This window comes from Ramlibacter sp. MMS24-I3-19 (assembly GCF_050320135.1).
GTDB lineage: Bacteria > Pseudomonadota > Gammaproteobacteria > Burkholderiales > Burkholderiaceae_C > Ramlibacter.
The window spans coordinates 790804-808533 of sequence record NZ_CP190017.1; the positions used below are offsets into that span (position 1 = coordinate 790804).

At 63.9% G+C, this 17730-nt stretch carries 17 protein-coding genes and 1 pseudogene; 11 read left to right on the forward strand and 7 right to left on the reverse strand.

What is annotated here, in order from left to right:
- Positions 1–7: 7 nt before the first annotated feature.
- The 3 genes from ACPWT1_RS03860 to ACPWT1_RS03870 all read right to left on the reverse strand — a co-directional run bounded on the left by ACPWT1_RS03860 (position 8) and on the right by ACPWT1_RS03870 (position 2969).
- Positions 8–820 (reverse strand): hypothetical protein, encoded by an 813-nt coding sequence (locus ACPWT1_RS03860; protein ID WP_427914098.1) that lies wholly within the window; start codon positions 818–820, stop codon positions 8–10.
- A gap of 167 nt (positions 821–987) precedes the next feature.
- Positions 988–2310, reverse strand: coding sequence for a sensor histidine kinase (locus tag ACPWT1_RS03865; RefSeq protein WP_427914099.1), 1323 nt, complete (start codon positions 2308–2310; stop codon positions 988–990).
- Positions 2307–2969, reverse strand: coding sequence for a response regulator transcription factor (locus tag ACPWT1_RS03870; RefSeq protein WP_427914100.1), 663 nt, complete (start codon positions 2967–2969; stop codon positions 2307–2309). Before ACPWT1_RS03870 ends, ACPWT1_RS03865 begins: the two co-directional genes overlap by 4 nt.
- Positions 2970–3153: 184 nt before the next feature.
- On the opposite strand from ACPWT1_RS03870, the gene ACPWT1_RS03875 reads away from it, so the two are divergent.
- The 5 genes from ACPWT1_RS03875 (at position 3154) to ACPWT1_RS03895 (ending at position 6083) form a co-directional block, all read left to right on the forward strand.
- Positions 3154–3498, forward strand: coding sequence for a PepSY domain-containing protein (locus tag ACPWT1_RS03875; RefSeq protein WP_427914101.1), 345 nt, complete (start codon positions 3154–3156; stop codon positions 3496–3498).
- Positions 3498–4268, forward strand: a complete 771-nt coding sequence (locus ACPWT1_RS03880) for a hypothetical protein (RefSeq protein WP_427914102.1) — start codon at positions 3498–3500, stop codon at positions 4266–4268. The genes ACPWT1_RS03875 and ACPWT1_RS03880 overlap by 1 nt, the downstream gene beginning before the upstream one ends.
- A 40-nt stretch (positions 4269–4308) precedes the next feature.
- Positions 4309–4719: a hypothetical protein gene (locus ACPWT1_RS03885; RefSeq protein WP_427914103.1), complete on the forward strand. Its 411-nt coding sequence runs from the start codon at positions 4309–4311 to the stop codon at positions 4717–4719.
- 25 nt (positions 4720–4744) lie between these two features.
- Positions 4745–5353, forward strand: a complete 609-nt coding sequence (locus ACPWT1_RS03890) for an undecaprenyl-diphosphatase (RefSeq protein ID WP_427914104.1) — start codon at positions 4745–4747, stop codon at positions 5351–5353.
- 100 nt (positions 5354–5453) lie between these two features.
- Positions 5454–6083 carry a phosphatase PAP2 family protein gene (locus ACPWT1_RS03895; protein ID WP_427914105.1) on the forward strand — a complete coding sequence of 210 codons (630 nt, stop codon included), beginning with the start codon at positions 5454–5456 and terminating at the stop codon, positions 6081–6083.
- Positions 6084–6631: 548 nt separating this feature from the next.
- Here the strand turns inward: ACPWT1_RS03895 and ACPWT1_RS03900 are convergent.
- Positions 6632–7795, reverse strand: a complete 1164-nt coding sequence (locus ACPWT1_RS03900; protein WP_427914106.1) for an IS30 family transposase — start codon at positions 7793–7795, stop codon at positions 6632–6634.
- A gap of 91 nt (positions 7796–7886) precedes the next feature.
- Between ACPWT1_RS03900 and ACPWT1_RS03905 the strand changes: the two are divergent.
- From ACPWT1_RS03905 to ACPWT1_RS03920, 4 genes and pseudogenes are all read left to right on the forward strand, one after another.
- Positions 7887–8247: pseudogene (locus ACPWT1_RS03905) on the forward strand (stress response translation initiation inhibitor YciH); the annotation flags it as partial.
- Between the two features lie 274 nt (positions 8248–8521).
- Positions 8522–10210: a methyl-accepting chemotaxis protein gene (locus tag ACPWT1_RS03910; protein ID WP_427914107.1), complete on the forward strand. Its 1689-nt coding sequence runs from the start codon at positions 8522–8524 to the stop codon at positions 10208–10210.
- 929 nt (positions 10211–11139) lie between these two features.
- Positions 11140–12342, forward strand: coding sequence for an ABC transporter substrate-binding protein (locus ACPWT1_RS03915; protein WP_427914108.1), 1203 nt, complete (start codon positions 11140–11142; stop codon positions 12340–12342).
- A 117-nt stretch (positions 12343–12459) separates the two neighbouring features.
- Positions 12460–14019, forward strand: coding sequence for an amidase (locus tag ACPWT1_RS03920; protein WP_427914109.1), 1560 nt, complete (start codon positions 12460–12462; stop codon positions 14017–14019).
- A gap of 217 nt (positions 14020–14236) precedes the next feature.
- On the opposite strand, the gene ACPWT1_RS03925 is transcribed toward ACPWT1_RS03920, so the two are convergent.
- The 3 genes from ACPWT1_RS03925 to ACPWT1_RS03935 form a co-directional block, all read right to left on the reverse strand.
- Positions 14237–14548 (reverse strand): BPSL0761 family protein, encoded by a 312-nt coding sequence (locus ACPWT1_RS03925; RefSeq protein ID WP_427914110.1) that lies wholly within the window; start codon positions 14546–14548, stop codon positions 14237–14239.
- 327 nt (positions 14549–14875) lie between these two features.
- Positions 14876–15205 (reverse strand): hypothetical protein, encoded by a 330-nt coding sequence (locus ACPWT1_RS03930; protein WP_427914111.1) that lies wholly within the window; start codon positions 15203–15205, stop codon positions 14876–14878.
- Positions 15206–15237: 32 nt separating this feature from the next.
- On the reverse strand, positions 15238–15840 hold the full coding sequence (locus tag ACPWT1_RS03935; RefSeq protein ID WP_427914112.1) for a hypothetical protein: 603 nt from the start codon (positions 15838–15840) through the stop codon (positions 15238–15240).
- A 194-nt stretch (positions 15841–16034) separates the two neighbouring features.
- Between ACPWT1_RS03935 and ACPWT1_RS03940 the strand changes: the two genes are divergently transcribed.
- Together ACPWT1_RS03940 and ACPWT1_RS03945 are read left to right on the forward strand one after the other, a co-directional pair.
- The gene (locus tag ACPWT1_RS03940) at positions 16035–16946 is read left to right on the forward strand and encodes a DUF72 domain-containing protein (RefSeq protein ID WP_427914113.1); all 912 of its coding nucleotides are present in this window, start codon (positions 16035–16037) and stop codon (positions 16944–16946) included.
- A 446-nt stretch (positions 16947–17392) separates the two neighbouring features.
- Positions 17393–17722, forward strand: a complete 330-nt coding sequence (locus ACPWT1_RS03945; RefSeq protein WP_427914114.1) for a helix-turn-helix domain-containing protein — start codon at positions 17393–17395, stop codon at positions 17720–17722.
- Positions 17723–17730: the final 8 nt, after the last annotated feature.

Below are 17730 nucleotides of genomic sequence, written 5' to 3' on the forward strand. Positions count from 1 at the left end.
GGCCCGCCTAGCCGATGGAACCTGCCGCTGCGGGGCGCTGCGGAATCATCTTCACGCAGAGGACCATGAAGGCCAGCAGGACCACTGACGCGTACAGGCGACTGAGGTTCAATCCGCCTTGGGCGATTGGCTTATCCAGGAAGTCACCCAGGGTGGCGCCGAGAGGTCGCGTCAGGATGAACGCAACCCAGAACAGCAGGGTACGCGACACGCTCGTCCAGTAATAGAGTGCCGCAACGATCACGAGCCCGGCGCCGAAGATGAGCGCACCGTTCTCGTACCCGAGTCCAAGACCTCCTCGATCAGTTCCAGCCAGGAAGTCGCCCAAGGCCGTGCCCAGTGTCTGCGAGAACAGGATCGTGCACCAGTAGAACCACTCCACCCGCGGCTTGACGATGCTGCGGAACGAGACCGTTCCCTCGGACCTGTGCCAAACCGCCAGGCTGATCACGAGCAGCGAGGCAACCAGCGCCACGCCTCCTGGATACCCCAAGCCGACGGAGCGATCCGCAAGATCGGCAATCGTTGTACCCAAGGTCGTGGTACCCACGATCGTTGCCCAGTAGAGGGTGGGATGGAAGCGCGGCGACCGGACCTGTGCGGCGACGAGCGCAATGAACAGGACGGTGAAGATCAGCGTGCCCACGACATAGCCGAGATTCAGCGACATGGTCACCCAGTCGCCCCCCGTTTCACCGAGCGTCGTGGCTGCGATCTTGAGGATCCAGAAGCCTAATGTGATTTCCGGGACCTTGCTCACCGCATTGCGGAGCACGGAATGGGATTGGATCGAGTGTGAGAGGACGGGTACTTTGTTCATCTTGTCCTTTCGATCGGCGCGGGGCCGACCGGACCTCAAGGTACCGGCGCGATCTGAGACCCACCTGAGGGCGGCGTAGGAAAAGTGCTTCAGGTGTCGTGGTGCACGCGCTGCCTTGCATCAGCGCCTCTGCAGCCGTGCGGAGAGCGGCTGCGAAGCGACGCAGGCTAGGCCTGCGCAACCTGCTGCCGGTACTCGAAGCGCAAGCCTTGTCCGCCGGGCCGTGGCCGCAGCTCCGCATGCCCGCCGAGCCGTTTCGCAACCGCGGCCACGATGGCCAAGCCCAGCCCGCTGCCTGGCTCCTCGGCGCCTGGAACACGGTAGAACGGTTCGAAGGCGCGAGCACGGTGCGGCTCGGGAATACCGACGCCTTCATCTTCCACTGCCAGCACCGCCTCGTCACCTTCCCGGTAAACGGAAACGGTCACTTGCGTGCCGGGCGGGCTGTACTTCACGGCGTTCTCCACGACGTTGCGCAGCAAGGTGACGAGGTCGATTGACGTACCGGTCACGTGCAGTTGGGAGTCTGCACGATCCATCCCCAGGTCGATCTCCCTCTCCTGCGCGGCAGGAACACATTGCGCCAGCACCTCGCGCGCGACGTCGCTCAGGCGAACTGGCTGCCCCTCACGACTTCCAGCTTCTGACCTCGCCATCGCAAGCAACTGTTCCAAGAGGTGCTGCATTCGGTGAATTCCATGCTGGAGTTGCCCCAGACGCGAAATCGCTTCCTCGCCGATCGAGACGCGCTCTAGGTTGGCGGCTTGCAGCTGCAGGGCGGCCATGGGCGAGCGCAATTCGTGAGCGGCGTTCGCGACGAACCGTCTTTGCTGCTCAAGTGCCTGCGTCAACTCCTGCAGCAAGCGGCGGATCGACTGCACGAAAGGTTCGATCTCCAGCGGAACCTGCAGGTCTGGCAGTTGAGCCGCCAACGCGACCGCGCTGGAGTCCACGTGGCGCCCGAGGGAAGCCACGGGCGCAAGGGTGCGCCGGACCACCTCGCGCACGACGAGGCCGAGCACGGGGACCAGCAGCAGCAGAGGGATGAGCGTGCGCAATGCACTGTGCCGCGCGATCTCATCGCGCGCCTCGGTCCATTGAGCGATCCCGACGCGCTGGTCCGGACTGACCTGCCGCACCAGTACGCGCCAGCTGCGCTCCTGCCAGCGCACGGTGTGCATCCCGTCTGGCAAGGCGGCCAGAACAGACGCGATCCCACTCCCCCCGGCGGGTGCAGCCCGGAGAGGAACCACGAGCGTCTCGTTCTCTGGCTCGGATCCGGGCAGCTTCGCGGGTTGGTCGGGAAGGGCCATCTGGCCGTTCGCGATCAAGGCGGCGGTGTCCACCAAGGCGCCATCGAGGATCTCGTTGGCGTCACGCAGTGCCCAGGTGAAAGAGAACAGCGCGGCGGCGGATCCGGTCAGCAGGATCGCGGCAACGAGGCCAAGCGTCAGGCGCCACTGCAGGGAATGTCGTGCGACCGGCCTCACGAACGCGCATCCACCATGTAGCCGACGCCCCGCACCGTGCGGATGACCTCGTTGCCAAGCTTCCGCCGGAGACCGTACACGAGCACTTCCACCGTGTTGCTGTCCGCGGCCTGGTTCCAGCCGTAGATGCGCTCCTCCAAGTCCGACTTCGACAGGATCGCCCCTGGCCGGCGTGCCAGCGCCTCGACCAGCGCGAACTCACGGCCGGAGAGGCGGCATCTCGCGCCGCGGAACTCCGCCTCGCGCGAGGACGGATCGACGCTGAGATCTCCAGCGACGAGGACCGGCGAGCCCGAGCCGCCCTTTCGGCGCACGACGGCGCGCATGCGTGCCAGAAGTTCCTTCAGCTCGAAAGGCTTGACCAGGTAGTCGTCGGCTCCCAGGTCCAGCACGTCGACCCGGGTGTCGATCTGGTGCCTCGCGGTGATCACCAGCACCGGCAGTTCCTCGTTGCTGCGGCGCAGAGCGCGGAGCACCTCGGTGCCGTCGATGCCCGTCAGGCCCAGATCCAGCAACATCATGTCGTATCGGGCGCCGCGCACCGCGGCGAGCCCTTGCTCGCCAGCACGCACCCAGTCAACGGCGTGCGCGGAGTCCACCAGGCCCTGGGCGATGGCTTGGCCGATCATGGGATCGTCTTCGACGAGCAGGACGCGCACGGACGGATTCCTCTGGCTTGCTGCCGCAACTTACCGGAGGAACCTGACGCCTGGATGAGGACTCGTCTGGCCGCCATCACGGCTCGCCACGCTTCGCAGCAGAGGTTCTCAGGTTGTTCTCAGGAGCGGCCCGCATGATCCTTGGACCCGCGGCCATCCGGGCCGCCTGTTCACGGAGTTCCAGATGTTCAAGCCTGTCCTCTCTGTTCTGGCGCTGGCCGGCGCCGTCTGCTTCACCCACGCGATTGCTGCGGAGCCATCACAGGCGCAGCTGCAGGCCCAGGCGAAGATCTCGCAGGAACAGGCCACCGCGACGGCCCTGAGCCGCGTCCCGAACGGCAAGGTCCAGAGCGTCGAGCTGGAACGCGAGCACGGCAAACTGGTCTGGTCCTTCGACATTGCCCAAGAGGGCAGGAGCGGCGTGAGTGAGATCCAGGTTGACGCCCGCAACGGCAAGATCGTCTCGCAGAAGCAGGAAAGCGCTTCGGAGGAGGCTTCTGAAGCCAGCAAGGAAGCCCAGGAGAAGTGATGGAAGCCATCCGTCCCGGCACGCTGCCTGGGTTCCTCTGGAACAAGGTGCCAGCCATCACCCTGAGCTTCTGGGTGATCAAGCTGCTGTCCACCACGGTGGGCGAGACGGGGGCCGACTACCTTGCTGTGCACGTCGGCCTGGGCGCAGGCCGAACTACAGCATTGATGACGGTGTTGCTGATTGCCGCGCTGGTGTTCCAGGTCAGTCGCAGCCGCTACGTGCCCTGGATCTACTGGCTGACCGTGGTTCTCCTGAGCATCGTCGGCACGCAGATCACAGACATCCTGACCGACACGCTGAGCGTGAGTCTCTATGCAAGCACTGCGGCGTTCAGCGTGCTGCTGGCCGCGTGGTTCTGGATCTGGCATCGCTCGGAAGGAACGCTTTCGATCGACGCGATCGATACGCGCTCGCGCGAACTGTTCTACTGGGGAGCCATTCTCGTGACCTTCGCGCTGGGTACGGCCGCCGGCGACCTCGCCACCGAGGCGCTGGGGCTGGGATTTCGCATCGGCCTGCTTGTCTTCGGCGGGCTCATTGCAGTGATCGCAGTGGCTTGGCGCGCTGGCATGAATGCGGTGCTGGCATTCTGGCTCGCGTATATCCTCACGCGCCCACTCGGCGCATCGCTCGGCGACTTCCTCGCGCAGGCACGCGAATACGGTGGCCTCGGCCTGGGTACCGTTGTCACGAGCGCCGTCTTCCTGGCGGTGATCGCCGCCCTCGTTTTCATCATCAGCCTGCCGCCTCGGCGTATCGCATCCTGAGCGCCTCGGTCCGAAGGGCCAAATTCACAAAGGACGAACCATGAAGAAGTCTCAGGCCACTGGCATCACCGGGGCAGTTTTCGGCCTGCTGCTGGCGGTAGGCCAGGTCGCACCCGCCGTGTCTCCCATGGCGACGGCGCACGCCGCGCAGGGCAAGGCCTCGCGCCTGGGGGATCTCTCGAACTTCCGCAAGATTGCCCAGGACACTTCGAACCTGGTCGACAAGGGCGCACTGCCCGCTGCGAAAGCCCGCATCAAGGATCTGGAAGCGGCATGGGACGAGGCGGAGGCCGGCCTGAAGCCCCGGGCCGCAAGCGACTGGCACGTGCTGGACAAGGCGATCGACCGCGCACTGGAGGCGCTGCGCGCCAGCCATCCCGATGCAGCCGCTTGCAAAGGAGCCATGGCCGACCTGCTCGCCGCGTTCGACTCGGCGGCCGGATTGCGCTGAAGGCCTTCGGCTTCACGCTGCACAGATGGACGAGCTACTCCTCTTCGATCGGCTCAACGCGACGCACGCTACTCCTCATTGGGAGATCGCCGCTGCCATGGTCATCGCGCAATGGGTGATCTGGGCCATTCCGGTCGCCCTTGTCTGGGCGTGGCTGCGGGGCCGCGAGGAGCAGCGCCGCGCGCTCCTCGAGATGTTGCTTGCAGCCTTGCTCGCACTGGGTGTTGCGCAAATCGTCACCCATGTCTGGCCCCATCCGCGACCGTTCATGGCCCACGCGGGCACGCAGTTCCTCGCGCACGTCGCCGATCCTGGCATGCCGAGCGACCACGTGACTGTGTTCTGGTCGCTCGCCTGTGCGGCGGCGATCTCTGCTCGGTTCGCAAGGTGGAGCCTTCCCCTGTTTGCCCTCGGCCTGCTTGTGGGCTGGAGCCGCGTGTTTCTTGGGGTGCATTTTCCGTACGACATTGCAGCGGCCCTGCCCGTGGCCTTTCTCGGCGCCGCCCTGGCGCGCTCAGCCAGGTCACCTATGGCGCGCGCGTACACGACGGCCCTCGATGCATGGAGTCATCTGGAACACCTGGTGCGGGGCAGGCCCGCATCCACATCCAGTTCCCATGACGGCGACGAATGACACTGCTGCTCCCGTGCACAGGTCAAATAAACTCGGCCGGCAGGGCTGCCTGTCCCCCGTGACGACCAGCGGTGGCGAAGCCGCCGCAGTGGAGACGAGCATGCGGATCTTCATTCGCGCACTTTCGGCTGCCGCCGTGGCGGCGTCCCTCTCCTGCAACGCTTGGGGTGCCGGTGGCCCTCTTGGAATCGACCACCGCCTCCCGCTGGATGAGAACGGAATATGGGCGCGCTCCAACCAGCTCGCCGTGCAGAACATCTCCGCCGTCACGGTGCTGGGTGGCGCGCTGTGGGAGGGCAACGAGACGCGACTCGGAAGGACGTTCTGGAAGGCGAGCGAGGCCATGCTTATCGCCGATGTCGCGGACGCGGGACTCAAGAGGGTGTTCCGCAGGCCGCGGCCACGTGAGCTCGACGATCCGAACCAATGGTTCCGTTCGGGCGGCAGCTACCGCAGCTTTCCGAGTGGGGAGGTCACCCACATCAGTGCCATCGTCACCCCGTTCATTGCGGAGTACGGCCGCGATCACCCGGCCGTGTGGGGGCTGGCGGCGCTGCCGCTCTATGTCGGTGCGGCGCGCCTCAAGAGTCAGGCTCACTGGCAGACCGATGTCCTCGCGGGCGCGGCCCTGGGCGCGGGGATCGGGTACTACAAGTTCACGCGGGATTCGGCATGGACCGCCACCGCTCTGCCCCGGGGCCTGACGGTCGGCTTCCACAAGCAGTTCTGAGGTCAGTCCAAGGTCTGGTGAAGCAATGGCTGCTTCCGGCCAGGACCGGACCCGCGCTTCGGGTGACCTAACTTGCAGAATCCGTAGATGTTCTTTGGCATCTACTGGCTGACCATAAGCCTTCTTGGGTGATTGATTGCTGGGCACGCGTGGTTGTACTTACAGTCATCGCGCGTCGGCCGGCATGAATCGGATCCGATGACGAGTGAGAGCTCCTGCGGAGGATCGATGAACCCACTTATGGAAGTGAAGTGCCCACGCTGCGGCCGCGTACACATGCGAGTCTCGCGCGCACATGCGAACGAAATCATCGCGAGCACAAACGCGCGCCGCTCTGCTGATGACACACCCGCGAGATACGAGGAATACCTCTTCTGCTTCGGGTGCCGAGCGCCCGCCTCGACGTTCGTTCCCGCCGGGCCAGATGACGCACCCATTGGTGTGACGCTAACCTGCGTGGTGTGTGACCCTAGATGTTCGGGGAGAATCCCCAGCCCCGATCGTTGGACTATCGCCGCGTCCGCTTACGGCTGCTTCTGGCGGCGGATTCAACCGATCGACGCAACACATTCGTCGAACATCTCAGCTGGCGTCCTGAAGCCCAGAGTCTTCCTCGGGCGCTCGTTCAATTTCCGCGCGATCGCATCCAGGCTGGCCTGCGAGTAGCTTGAGATGTCCAGGCCCTTCGGCAAGTACTGCCTGAGCAGGCCATTGGTGTTCTCGTTGGATCCGCGCTGCCACGGGCTCTGAGGATCACAGAAGTAAACCTGGATGTCTGTGGCTAGCGTGAAGCGCTTGTGGGCCGCCAGCTCCTTGCCGCGGTCCCATGTGAGTGACTTGTAGAGCTCCTGCGGCAGCTTGCGAGCATGGCGCACGAGCGCATCGACGACTGTCTTTGTGTCCTTGCCTGCCACCTTCACCAGCATCACGTAGCGCGTCTGGCGCTCCACCAGCGTTGCAATCTGGCTGTTGCCGCTGCCGAAGAACAGATCGCCTTCCCAGTGGCCCGGAACCGCTCGATCTTCTACGGACGCAGGACGTTCGCTGATGGAGACCGCATCAGAGATCTGGCCGTGCACCTCGGTCTTCTGCGTGTGGTGGCGTGAGCGGCGCATCCCGCGCGTTCGCCTCAGGTGCTCGAGAAGCTCCTTCTTCAGGGCACCTCGTGCCTGAATGAAGAGGCTCCGGTAAATGGCTTCGTGTGACACCTGCAGGCTCTCGTCGCCTGGGTAAGTATGCTTTAGCCAGCCTGCGACCTGCTCGGGCGACCATTGGCTCTGGAGCTTGTGCGTCACCAGGCGGGCCAACGTAGCACTCTGAGCGAGCTTGCATTGCTTGGGACGGTGAGCCCGCTGCCAGGCCGCTTGGTCGGCCTGAGCTGCTCGATAACAGGCGGCGCCGCCGTTGCGCGCGATCTCCCGACTAATGGTCGATGGAGCACGTGCGAGCCGGGTGGCCACAGCACGGATCGATTCGCCTGCGACCAGTGCACGAGAGATTTCCTCTCGCTCAGCGAGGGTCAGTGCCAGTTTGGAGCGGCGGCGTTCAGGAGGTCGAAACCCACCTGATTCGGCGAGGACCTGCCGGATCGAGGTGTGTGGGCGATCGAACAAGCGAGCGATCTGGTGAAGGGTCTCTCCCTTCTTCCAACGCTCCCACATCAAGGCCTTCTGAGTTTCCGTGTACTTGGTTCTCGGTCTTCTTCTCCGCATCCACACTCCTTCTGCTTACGCAGAGTAGCGTGTTGCATTGACCGGTTGAATCCGCCGCCGCAAGCAGACGCCGGACGACAATCGGTGCTCCATGAAGCCCCGCTCGTCGATCGGCGGCCTGGTCTACTCCACAGACTCGGGCCGCATGTGTCCCGGTTGCCGCAAGGCCATCTCGCTCTGCGCGTGCTCGACATCCGCGCCCGCGTCCGCAGTTTCCGACGGCATCGTCCGGATCTCCCGGGAGACCAAGGGACGCGGCGGGAAGGTGGTCACTGTCGTGCGAGGCCTGGAAATGGATTCCGCCTCCCTTGATTAGACGTCCAAGCAGCACAAGGCGGCGTGCGGCTCCGGGCGCCGTGAAAGATGGCGTCGTGGAAGTCCAGGGAGACCACTGTGACAAGGTCTTGGCCTTGCTCGCGGGTCAGGGCTTCAAGGTCAAGCGGACGGCGGCTAGTTGGCTGTTCCGCCGATCTCTCCACGCCAGGTTGCACGGCTGGCAACGGCTGCCGCATGCGCGCGGTGGTTCGCCAGACAGCGACCGTCCGCTGGTCGATGTTCAGGGAGTAGTCAGAATGGTTACGGACGAGCCATTTCAGGTTAATAAACACGGGGTCGGGCCGAAGTAGACATGGTGCTCGTGATGTGCCACTCGCCACATCCTCCAGGCACCGGTACCGACGGCTGGCAACACCCTAGCCGTTCGCTGCCACGTCAACCCATTCCTTTATGAAGAACCTTCGCATTTCCACGCGCCTGCAACTCGGCTTCGGCTTGCTGTCACTCCTGATCGTCTGCATCGCCAGCGTCACGCTTCTCAAACTCCGCAGCGTCGAGAGCGCTTTCGACCAGGTGGTCAACAAGGAATACTCGACCATCGCCAGTCTGACCACGGTCAAGGACAACCTGAACGTGATCGCGCGCAAATTGCGCAATATGCTGCTCCTGCCCGCATCCGACGCCAACAAGGAGATGGCGCAGATCGCCGACGTGAGCAAGGGCAACGGCGCCTTGCTCCACGAGCTGGAAAACGCGATCGATCCGCGGGCCCGCCAACGCTATGTCGCGGTGGAGGAAGTTCGCTCCCGCTTCAACAAGGAGCAGGAGCACTTCTTCGCATTGTTCAAGGACGGCAAAGACGAAGAGGCCAAGGTGATGCTGGTGGCGAATCTGCGCCCGACGCAGCTGGATTATCTGAAGCTGCTTGACGAGCTCATTGGCCAGCAGCAGGACGCCATGCGCGCGGACGCTCGCAAGTCGATGGACGCCATCGCCTCCGTGCGCACCGTGGTATGGACGCTGGGATCGATGTCGCTGGTGGCCGCGCTGCTGATGGCCGCCTGGATCATCCGCTCGGTCACGCACCCCCTGAACCAGGCGGTGGCCATGTCGCGCGCTGTTGCCGCCGGCGACCTGACACTGGCGATTCGGGCCGACGGCAGCAACGAGATGGCACAGCTGCTTGCCGCGCTGGGCGACATGCAGGGCAGCCTGGCGCGCGTGGTGCTCGAGGTACGCGAGAACGCAGACTCGGTGGCCACCGCCTCCGGCCAGATTTCGCAAGGCAACAACGACCTGTCGGGCCGCACCGAGCGGCAGGCCAGCGCGCTGCAGCAGACCGCCGCGTCGATGAAGCAGCTGGCCGCGACGGTGCATCAGAACGCGCACAACGCGCAGCAGGGCAACCAGCTCGCCCAGACCGCCTCCACCGTGGCCCTGCGCGGCGGCGAGGTGGTGGGCCGGGTCGTCGAGACCATGAAGGGCATCAACGACAGCAGCCGCAAGATCGCCGACATCATCTCGGTGATCGACGGCATCGCCTTCCAGACCAACATCCTGGCGCTCAATGCGGCGGTGGAAGCCGCGCGCGCCGGCGAACAGGGCCGCGGCTTTGCGGTCGTGGCCAGCGAAGTGCGCAGCCTGGCCCAGCGCAGCGCAGACGCCGCCAAGGAGATCAAGTCGCTGATCACCACCAGCGTGGAGCGCGTCGAACATGGCAGCGCCCTCGTCGACCAGGCCGGCACCACCATGGACGAGGTCGTCAGGGCGATCAGCGGCGTGACGGAACTCATGGGCGAGATCAGCGCCGCCAGCCGCGAACAGAGCCAGGGCGTGGCCCAGGTCGGCGCGGCCGTCGACCAGATGGACCAGGCTACGCAGCAGAACGCCGCGCTGGTCGAGGAAAGTGCCGCCGCCGCCGACAGTCTGAAGTCGCAGGCGCAGCATCTGGTGGGCGCCGTCGCGGTGTTCAAGCTGGCCGGCCACGAGGCGTCGAACAGCCCGTTGGCATTGACCACGTCCGTGGTGCCGGACCGCTTGGTGCGCCCGCTTGAGCCTGTACGAGCCAAGTGGCCGACGACGGCCCTGGCAGCGGCGACTGTCCGGACGGGCACGGACGACGACTGGCAGAGCTTCTGAGCCACTGCGGCTTCGGGGAAGCCAGGACATGCAGGTCTTCCCTCTGTCCTGAACCAGTCCTGCTGGGCGGATTCGGCCGATGATTTCCCTGCGCCAAGGTATATCGGGCTTCGGGAGATGCCCTTCTGGTGAGCGTCATCGAGGCGGCCCCGAGTAGAAAGGGCACCGGCGATGGCACACGGCCGCTTCCGGCCAGGAACTGACGTCACGGCCTGAGGACACGCCCTGTGACAATGCCCGAGAGAAGCGGGTCTGAAAGCCGGAAGAAGCGTCGGCGAGGGCATTGGCACCCTCTCGCGGTCACCATCAACTCGATCGCGCGTAGGTCCGACAGGCTGCAGCGGGAACCGTCGCCGATCTCCGCACAGATCTCCGGCCCACAGCTTCGTGCGACGCTTGTCCTAGGTTGAGCGCTCGATTGTGGCGAGCAAACGCAGCGTCACCCGTGCGATAGGAGCAGAAGACCGTCGGTGCATTCGCGGGTTTAGAGCATGTCGCACCAACTTTGGACCTTCGTGACTGCGCTGCGGATTGCCTCATCCCTTAGTGAGGCGCTCACCGGTCGTGGCAGACGCCAGTTCGAGCCATTCTCGGTGACTCCGAAGCGGCAAGTGAAGGCTTGAATACCCCGGACATAGAGAAGCGCCTGGATCGACTCACGCAGATCACCGGATGACGAGTTTCACAGAGGGACCAGGCGAGCGAGCCGGACTAATTCAATCGGTTTGCCGGCGCGTCGGCCTCCATTCCTAGACACTGCTACAGATCGGCTGACCGGTGACTGATTCCCGGCTGCATTGACGTGCCGGACCGACGCAACTGAGAAGGACGTACTGCGAGTGTTGCCAGGCAGGCCAGTGACAGAAAGATTCAGTTCACCTGCTGATCAGGCAAATGAAGAATCGACCGTATCGATGAGGAGATATTTCGTGCGGCTGATTCAATCACTCTTGTTCGTTGCCATCGCAGGATCGTTAGCCACCGCTTCTGCCCAGACTCCCGAGCCGGTGCGCCTGGGGATCATCTTTCCTCTAACCGGTGGTTCGGCCGACATGGGCAACAGCGCGCTTGTCGGCGCGCAGGTCGCCGTCGAGGAAATCAACCAGGTCGGAGGGTACCTGGGGAGGCCTCTGGAGCTTGTCGTTCGCGATGACCGGGCGGACAACGACACCGGGCTGAAGCACACCCAGGAACTGGTGAACAAGGTTCACGTGACCGCGACGATCGGCTTTTGCAACACCGGCGTGGCGATGAGATCGCTGGATGTGTTCCAGAACGCCAAGCAGATCCTGATCGTCCCCTGCGCCACAGGAACTGTCCTGACCCACAAGTACCCTGCTGCCCAAAGCTTCATCTACCGGACCTCCCCACCGGACTCCCTGCAGACCACGTTCCTGGCCAACGAGATCAAGAAGCGCGGATTGAAACGCGTCGGGCTGCTGGTCGACCGAACTGGATATGGCGATACAGGCTTGCAGGATCTGCAGAGCGCGCTGGCCAAGGTGTCGGTCGACGTGGTGAAGGTGATCCGGTTCAACATCGGCGTGAAGTCGCTCGAGAGCGAGCTGCAGGAACTCAAGCAGGCCGGTGCTGATTCGGTGATCGGGTGGACCGTCGGCCCTGAGCAGGGTGTTCTGTCCGCCAGCCGCGCCGCCATCGGCTGGAAGGTCCCCCAGTTTGGCCCCTGGGGTTTGGGCAACGCCTCGGCCTACCAGACCTCGCAGGGCCGAGTCGAGGGCACGTTGATGGTCCAGACTATCCTGCCAAATATCTATCTCGAGAGGAACAGCACGTTCCTGAGACACTATTCCAAGTTCGGCAAGGAAACTCCGATCGGTTCGATGATGTCCGCCGCGCAGACGTACGACAGCGTGTACCTGCTGCTGTACGCCATGTTCCACGCGAACGGCGATCTCTCAGGTCCGGCGCTCAAGCGCGCACTCGAAGACCAGAGAGAGGTCTATCGGGGCGTGGTCTCCACCTATGACAGACCCTTCAGCGGGCAGGACCACGATGCCATCTCGGCCAACATGCTCTGGCTGGGAACCTGGCGCAACGGAGATCGGGCCTACTTCTACAAGGAGGACGAGCACCTTGCGACGATGATCCGTCGCAAGGAAAGCGGCAAGTAGATCGGCTGGACGGCCTTGTTCTGCGGGCCAGGCACATGGCTCACTGGCAACTCCCGAGGCTGGCACGCCAGATGCTTGATGTGCCTGCCCTGAACTCAAAGCAAAAAACTTGACGACATGAAATTCAAATTGCTCGCGGCTTCCGTGCCCGCGCTCCTTGTCCACGGCATCGCCTCGGCTGCAGCCTTCAAGGTGGACGAAGCGTCCATCGCCGCTATCGAAGAGGCGTTGCAGAACAGGCAGGTCACCTGCGTGCAGGTGGTCGACCAGTACCTGGCCCGCGTCCGTGCCTATGACCAGCAGGGCCCTGCGCTCAACGCGGTCATCACGCTCAATCCCCAGGCCCGCGACATCGCCGCGCAGATGGATGCCGAGTTCAGGAAGACCGGCAGGCTGTCTGGCCCGCTGCACTGCATCCCCTTTGCCGTCAAGGACAACTACAACACCACCGACCTGGCCACCTCGGGCGGCAATATCCTCCTGAAGGACAGCACGCCGAAGGTCGAAAGCACCGCCACCGCGCGCATCCGCAACGCCGGTGGCATCGTGCTGATGAAGACGAACCTCCACGAATTCGCGCTGTCCGGCACGACGGTGAGCTCGCTGGCGGGCCAGACCAAGAACCCTTACGACCTCACGCGCACCCCGGGCGGCTCCAGCGGCGGCACCGGCGCCGCAGTTGCCTCCAACATGGCCGCGGTGGGCCTGGGCTCCGACACCGTCAACTCCATCCGGTCCCCGTCCTCGGCCAACAGCCTCGTGGGCTTTCGCACCACCAAGGGCCTGGTCAGCCGCGCCGGCGTGATGCCCGTCTCGAGCACCCAGGACGTCGTGGGCCCGCTCGGCCGCTCGGTCGCGGACGTGGCCGCGGTGCTGGACGTCGTGGCCGGGGGCTATGACGCGGCGGACCCGGCAACGGCTGCCGCTTACGGCAAGCCCGCGCCCAAGTTCGTCGCCAGCCTGGACCGCAACGGCCTCAAGGGCGCGCGCGTCGGCGTGCTCAAGGGCTTCTTCGGCACGCAGCCGATCCACCAGGAGGTCAACGCGGCGATGGCCAATGGCATCGAGGCCATGAAGCAGGCGGGTGCCACCATCGTGGAAATCGCCGATCCGTTTTTCGATGCCGATGCCATCGGCCGCGACATGGACGTGCAGAAGTACGAATTCAAGCCGCTGTTCAACGAATACCTCAAGTCGCTGGGCGATCAGGCACCCGTCGCCGATGTCCACGCCCTGATTGCTTCGGGCAAGTACCACCAGCCCACGCTCGGCAAGTTCCTCGCCAGCACCGACGCCTTCGCCTCGGGCATGACAGAGCCCGACTACCTCGCCCGCCAGGTGAAGATCGACGCGCTGCGCACCCGGCTGCTGGCCGCGATGGCCGAAAAGAAGGTCGACTTCGTGGTGTACCCGATGCAGCGCCGGCTGGTCGTTCCGATCACCGAGCTGAACCAGGCAGACCGCAACGGCATTCTGGCCGGAGTGACGGGTTTTCCCGCCATCGACGTGCCCGTCGGCTTCTCCGCGGCAAACGAGACGGCGCCCATCGGCGTGCCCATTGGCATGGACATCCTGGGCCGCCCGTTCGAGGACGAGCAGGTCATCAGAGTCGCCTATGCATTCGAGCAGGCGTTCCACGCCCGCAAGGTGCCCCCAAGCGTGCCGCCTTTGAAGTAAGCCGACCCGTGCACCGAATGACGCCCCGCCACGCAGGGCGTTCTTTGCAGGAGAGCAGGCGTGCAACAAAACTGAGCCTCAACACCTAGCCGCAGTGGTTCGAATGCACAGCGTTTGTGGACAAGCTCACTGCACCGCTGACCCCACCAGACCAGTCGAGTGTGGCGATCAATCCCCGATCTGAACAAGGCACGACTGCTCCTGGCCGAAAGCCGCCCTAGTGTTGATCTGGCGCAGGTCGTACCGGGAGGCCGAGCATCTCCTCCTGCACTGCCGCGAGCGACCCCCAGTCTTCAGGGATTCGATCATGTAGTCTAGAGAGATGCCACGCTTCAGGATAGTGGCGCAGCAGGCGGCTAGCTTCGTCTCGTACTTGGGTTGGCAGCTCCGGCCACGCATCTTGTGAAAGCAGCCTGGCAAGAAACTCCCTTGTTTGCAAAGTCGACCGAGTACGTTGGTGGGGTGTGGTCAATTCAACTCTCCTGTTTTCCCGGAAGCTGCGGTTCGGCGGACCCCCTGCTGCCGACAAGTCATTGCGTTCGCCTTGATCGCGCCCTTCAAGTGAATCTTGCCGCCAGCTCCTGCAGGCTGGCTAAGCGGCCTGCGTTTATCGTCTGGACCGGGTGAGCACAACGAAGCTCTGGCCATGCGGTGCGTAGGAGCTCCAGCCTACGAGGCAGCGGCAGCCGCTCAAGGTGCTCGAGAACAGGCTGCAAAGAGGACATGATTTCCGACATCCAAGGCCCGCATGCACACGCATGCTCTCGGCTGGCTCGTTCATCGCTCGCTCCTTGACTCCGGCGGTGCACCGCTGCGGGCTCCGGCTGGCTTCGATCCCGGCGGCTCGCTCCTGTCATCAACACCAAATGACAGCGTACCCAGCCAGCGCCGCAGCCTTGTCTACCAGCGCACATAGCCCTTCCATGAATTCGCCCTGCTGCAGGCGTGTGGCGAACGAGGCAGCGCTGTAGTGGCCGAAGCGTGCGCGCAGGTCCCGCACTTGCGGGCAACTCCAGTCCATCAGGAGGATGTCTCCGTCCTCCTTGAGTTCGGCCGGGATCACAGCAAAGCCGCAGGCCTCGAAGGGCGTGAGAACCAGTACACAGCCATGTTCGTCGCCGAGCGCGAGTAGTGCCAGCCAGTGCGCCAACTCGCGTCGGGATAGGTGAAGGGTGACGTCGTTCACAGACCTGCGGTTGAAGCTTCGGCATGCCTGTCCTAGAGCGCGGCAAAAGCTTCGGCTGCCGCTTTCACTGATGCGAGCTTTCCAGCGTGCAGCGCTTGAAGTGGAGTCTGCTTTGAGAGGGATCCTCGCGGGCTGCTGAAGAACTGCAGCTTGGCCTGGCCTGGGAGATCGCCGAGTGTTCTGGTGACCGAGTACAGCTGGCGACGGTCGTAAGCTGGATCACCGTAGAAGGCGGGGTAAAGGCGCTTGCCGTCATGATTGACGAAGAAGACGCGATGAGCGGCCACGGCCTTGGCCAGCCTGCTCGAGGACCATCCAAGGCGCTTAATGAACATGGCCTCCTCGAGCAAATCTCCCTTGTCCATCATCCTTCTCACACGCTTACTTTCGCTGCTTGCGGCGCGCCGCGCTTTCGCGCGAACGAGCTCGGCCTGACGCACCGCTCGTCGTACGTCGTGGAGAGTCGGAACCACGTCGGCTGCGAACAAGGCGATGAGTTCCTGCTCGCGACCTTGGCCTCCGGCGCGTCGGAGTTCCAGCATCGCCAAGGCCAGCGCGGGAACCATGCGCTCGGCCCAGCTGAGCTCCTCCGGCGAGACTTTGAAAGGCAGCTGAATGTCGATTCGGATCTCCAATCCGGCGCAAGCCTCCTGTACGTGCAAGGATGCCGGCGCGGCGGTGGGGCTGCGAGCGGTGATGTCCTCTCTCGCTCGCAGCCGATGAGAGTTCCCGGTCGCACCGAGTGAGAGTGCGTTTCCGAGCTCATCGTCTGCACGATCAGCCATCTGCCTCCACACTCGCGCGTGGGTAGAACCTTCACACGGCACTGATGACCGAGAACATCCTGGTGGGCACAGCGTCTTGGACGGACAAGACGCTGCTCGAGAGCGGCCGGTTCTACCCACCGGAGGCCAATACACCGGAGGCGCGGCTGCGTTTCTACGCGAGCCAGTTCCCGATGGCCGAAATCGATTCGAGTTATTACGGGATCCCTGCGCCGCAGGTGGCGCAGGGGTGGGCGGAGCGCACACCAGATGGCTTCGTGTTCAACGTCAAGGCCTTCCGCCTGTTCACCGGGCACCAGACTCCGCCCCACGTTTTGCATCGCGACATTCAGCAGGCGCTTGGGCCCAACCCGCCCAAGCATCTGTACTACCGTGACGTGCCGCAGGAGATCCGAGACGAACTCTGGCGGCGCTTCAAAGAGGCCCTAGCACCGCTGCGGCTGAACGGAAAGCTTGGTGCGGTGCACTTCCAGTTCGCTCCCTGGCTGATTCGCAACCGCGACGGCCTGGACCACTTGGAGCACTGTGTCGAGCAGATGCAGGATCACCTTCTCTCGGTGGAATTCCGCAATAAGACCTGGCTCGATCCAGAGCGCGTTGCCAAGACGATCGACCTGGAGAGCCGCCTGGGCGTGGTTCACACCGTGGTCGACGGTCCACAGGGGTTTGCGAACTCCGTGCCCCCGGTGTGGGAGGTGACGCACCCTGCGCTCAGCGTCGTACGGCTGCACGGTCGCAACGCGGCAGCCTGGAACAAGAAGGTTGAGGCGTCCTCGAGCAGATTTGACTACTGGTACAGCCAGGCAGAGATCGACCAGTTGGTTCAACCCGTCGAGAAGCTGGCTTCGCAAGCGGCAGCGGTTCACGTGGTCTTCAACACGAACTTCGAAGACCAAGGCCAGGTGAATGCACGCTTGATGATGCGGGCGCTGCAGCGTCCCATGTCGGCAGCCTGAATCAGCCCCGATCATCAATGTGGAGGAAGCCAAGGCGCCGTCGGGACTTTCCTGCTGGGCGGTGCACACGGAGTGAACTAAAGTGCCCTTCCAGTGGGCTGGCTTCGAAGCAGCATCGCGTCTATTTCCTCCCTGGCGCATGGCTCACTTTCTGCCGCCCCCCGTGGGTCTAGCCGTTCTCAAAATTAGTTGGTAAGGCCGCTCGGCCGGGCTGACGGTCGACCCCTTGGAGATACGGCCGCCGCCCGACTGTCCGGCCACAGGGTGGTGGCCGACAGCCACTTGGTTGGAATGATCGGCCAGTCTGGGCTGTATCGGTCGTATTTGACCGATAAAGCGCTAAACCCGGCCGAATATGAACGCTCGCCATCGGGTGATGGACGTAAGGGGCTATACTGTCAGAAAGCGGCCATATTTGACCGCTAAGCCGACTAGACCGCCCTAACATGACCGAAATCTCCGTCACCGTCCCTTACGAAGTGCAGAAGGCCACCCGCGAGCTGGGGGAAAACGTGCGCATTGCGCGCAAGCGCCGCCGCATGCTTCAAGGTGAACTCGCCCAGAAGGCCGGCGTCGGAGAGAAGACGATTCGTCGCCTGGAAAAGGGCGACGACGGCGTGTCCGTCGGCAACGCGTTGAGCGTCCTCTGGGCGCTGGGTCTCCTTTCGACGGCCCGTGCGCTGGCCAATCCGGAGACGGACGAGCACGGCAAGACGCTGGAGCTCGCACGCCTGCCTGAGCGCGTGCGCGAGTCCGGCCCGAACAACGACTTCTGAGGGGACAT

Coding starts and splice junctions, on each gene's coding strand:
- ACPWT1_RS03880 (WP_427914102.1), top strand. CDS start 3,498: ATGGAAGCCATCCGTCCCGGCACGCTGCCTGGGTTCCTCTGGAACAAG.
- ACPWT1_RS03890 (WP_427914104.1), top strand. CDS start 4,745: ATGGACGAGCTACTCCTCTTCGATCGGCTCAACGCGACGCACGCTACT.
- ACPWT1_RS03945 (WP_427914114.1), top strand. CDS start 17,393: ATGACCGAAATCTCCGTCACCGTCCCTTACGAAGTGCAGAAGGCCACC.
- ACPWT1_RS03900 (WP_427914106.1), bottom strand. CDS start 7,795: ATGCGGAGAAGAAGACCGAGAACCAAGTACACGGAAACTCAGAAGGCC.
- ACPWT1_RS03875 (WP_427914101.1), top strand. CDS start 3,154: ATGTTCAAGCCTGTCCTCTCTGTTCTGGCGCTGGCCGGCGCCGTCTGC.
- ACPWT1_RS03895 (WP_427914105.1), top strand. CDS start 5,454: ATGCGGATCTTCATTCGCGCACTTTCGGCTGCCGCCGTGGCGGCGTCC.
- ACPWT1_RS03920 (WP_427914109.1), top strand. CDS start 12,460: ATGAAATTCAAATTGCTCGCGGCTTCCGTGCCCGCGCTCCTTGTCCAC.
- ACPWT1_RS03910 (WP_427914107.1), top strand. CDS start 8,522: ATGAAGAACCTTCGCATTTCCACGCGCCTGCAACTCGGCTTCGGCTTG.
- ACPWT1_RS03860 (WP_427914098.1), bottom strand. CDS start 820: ATGAACAAAGTACCCGTCCTCTCACACTCGATCCAATCCCATTCCGTG.
- ACPWT1_RS03885 (WP_427914103.1), top strand. CDS start 4,309: ATGAAGAAGTCTCAGGCCACTGGCATCACCGGGGCAGTTTTCGGCCTG.
- ACPWT1_RS03940 (WP_427914113.1), top strand. CDS start 16,035: ATGACCGAGAACATCCTGGTGGGCACAGCGTCTTGGACGGACAAGACG.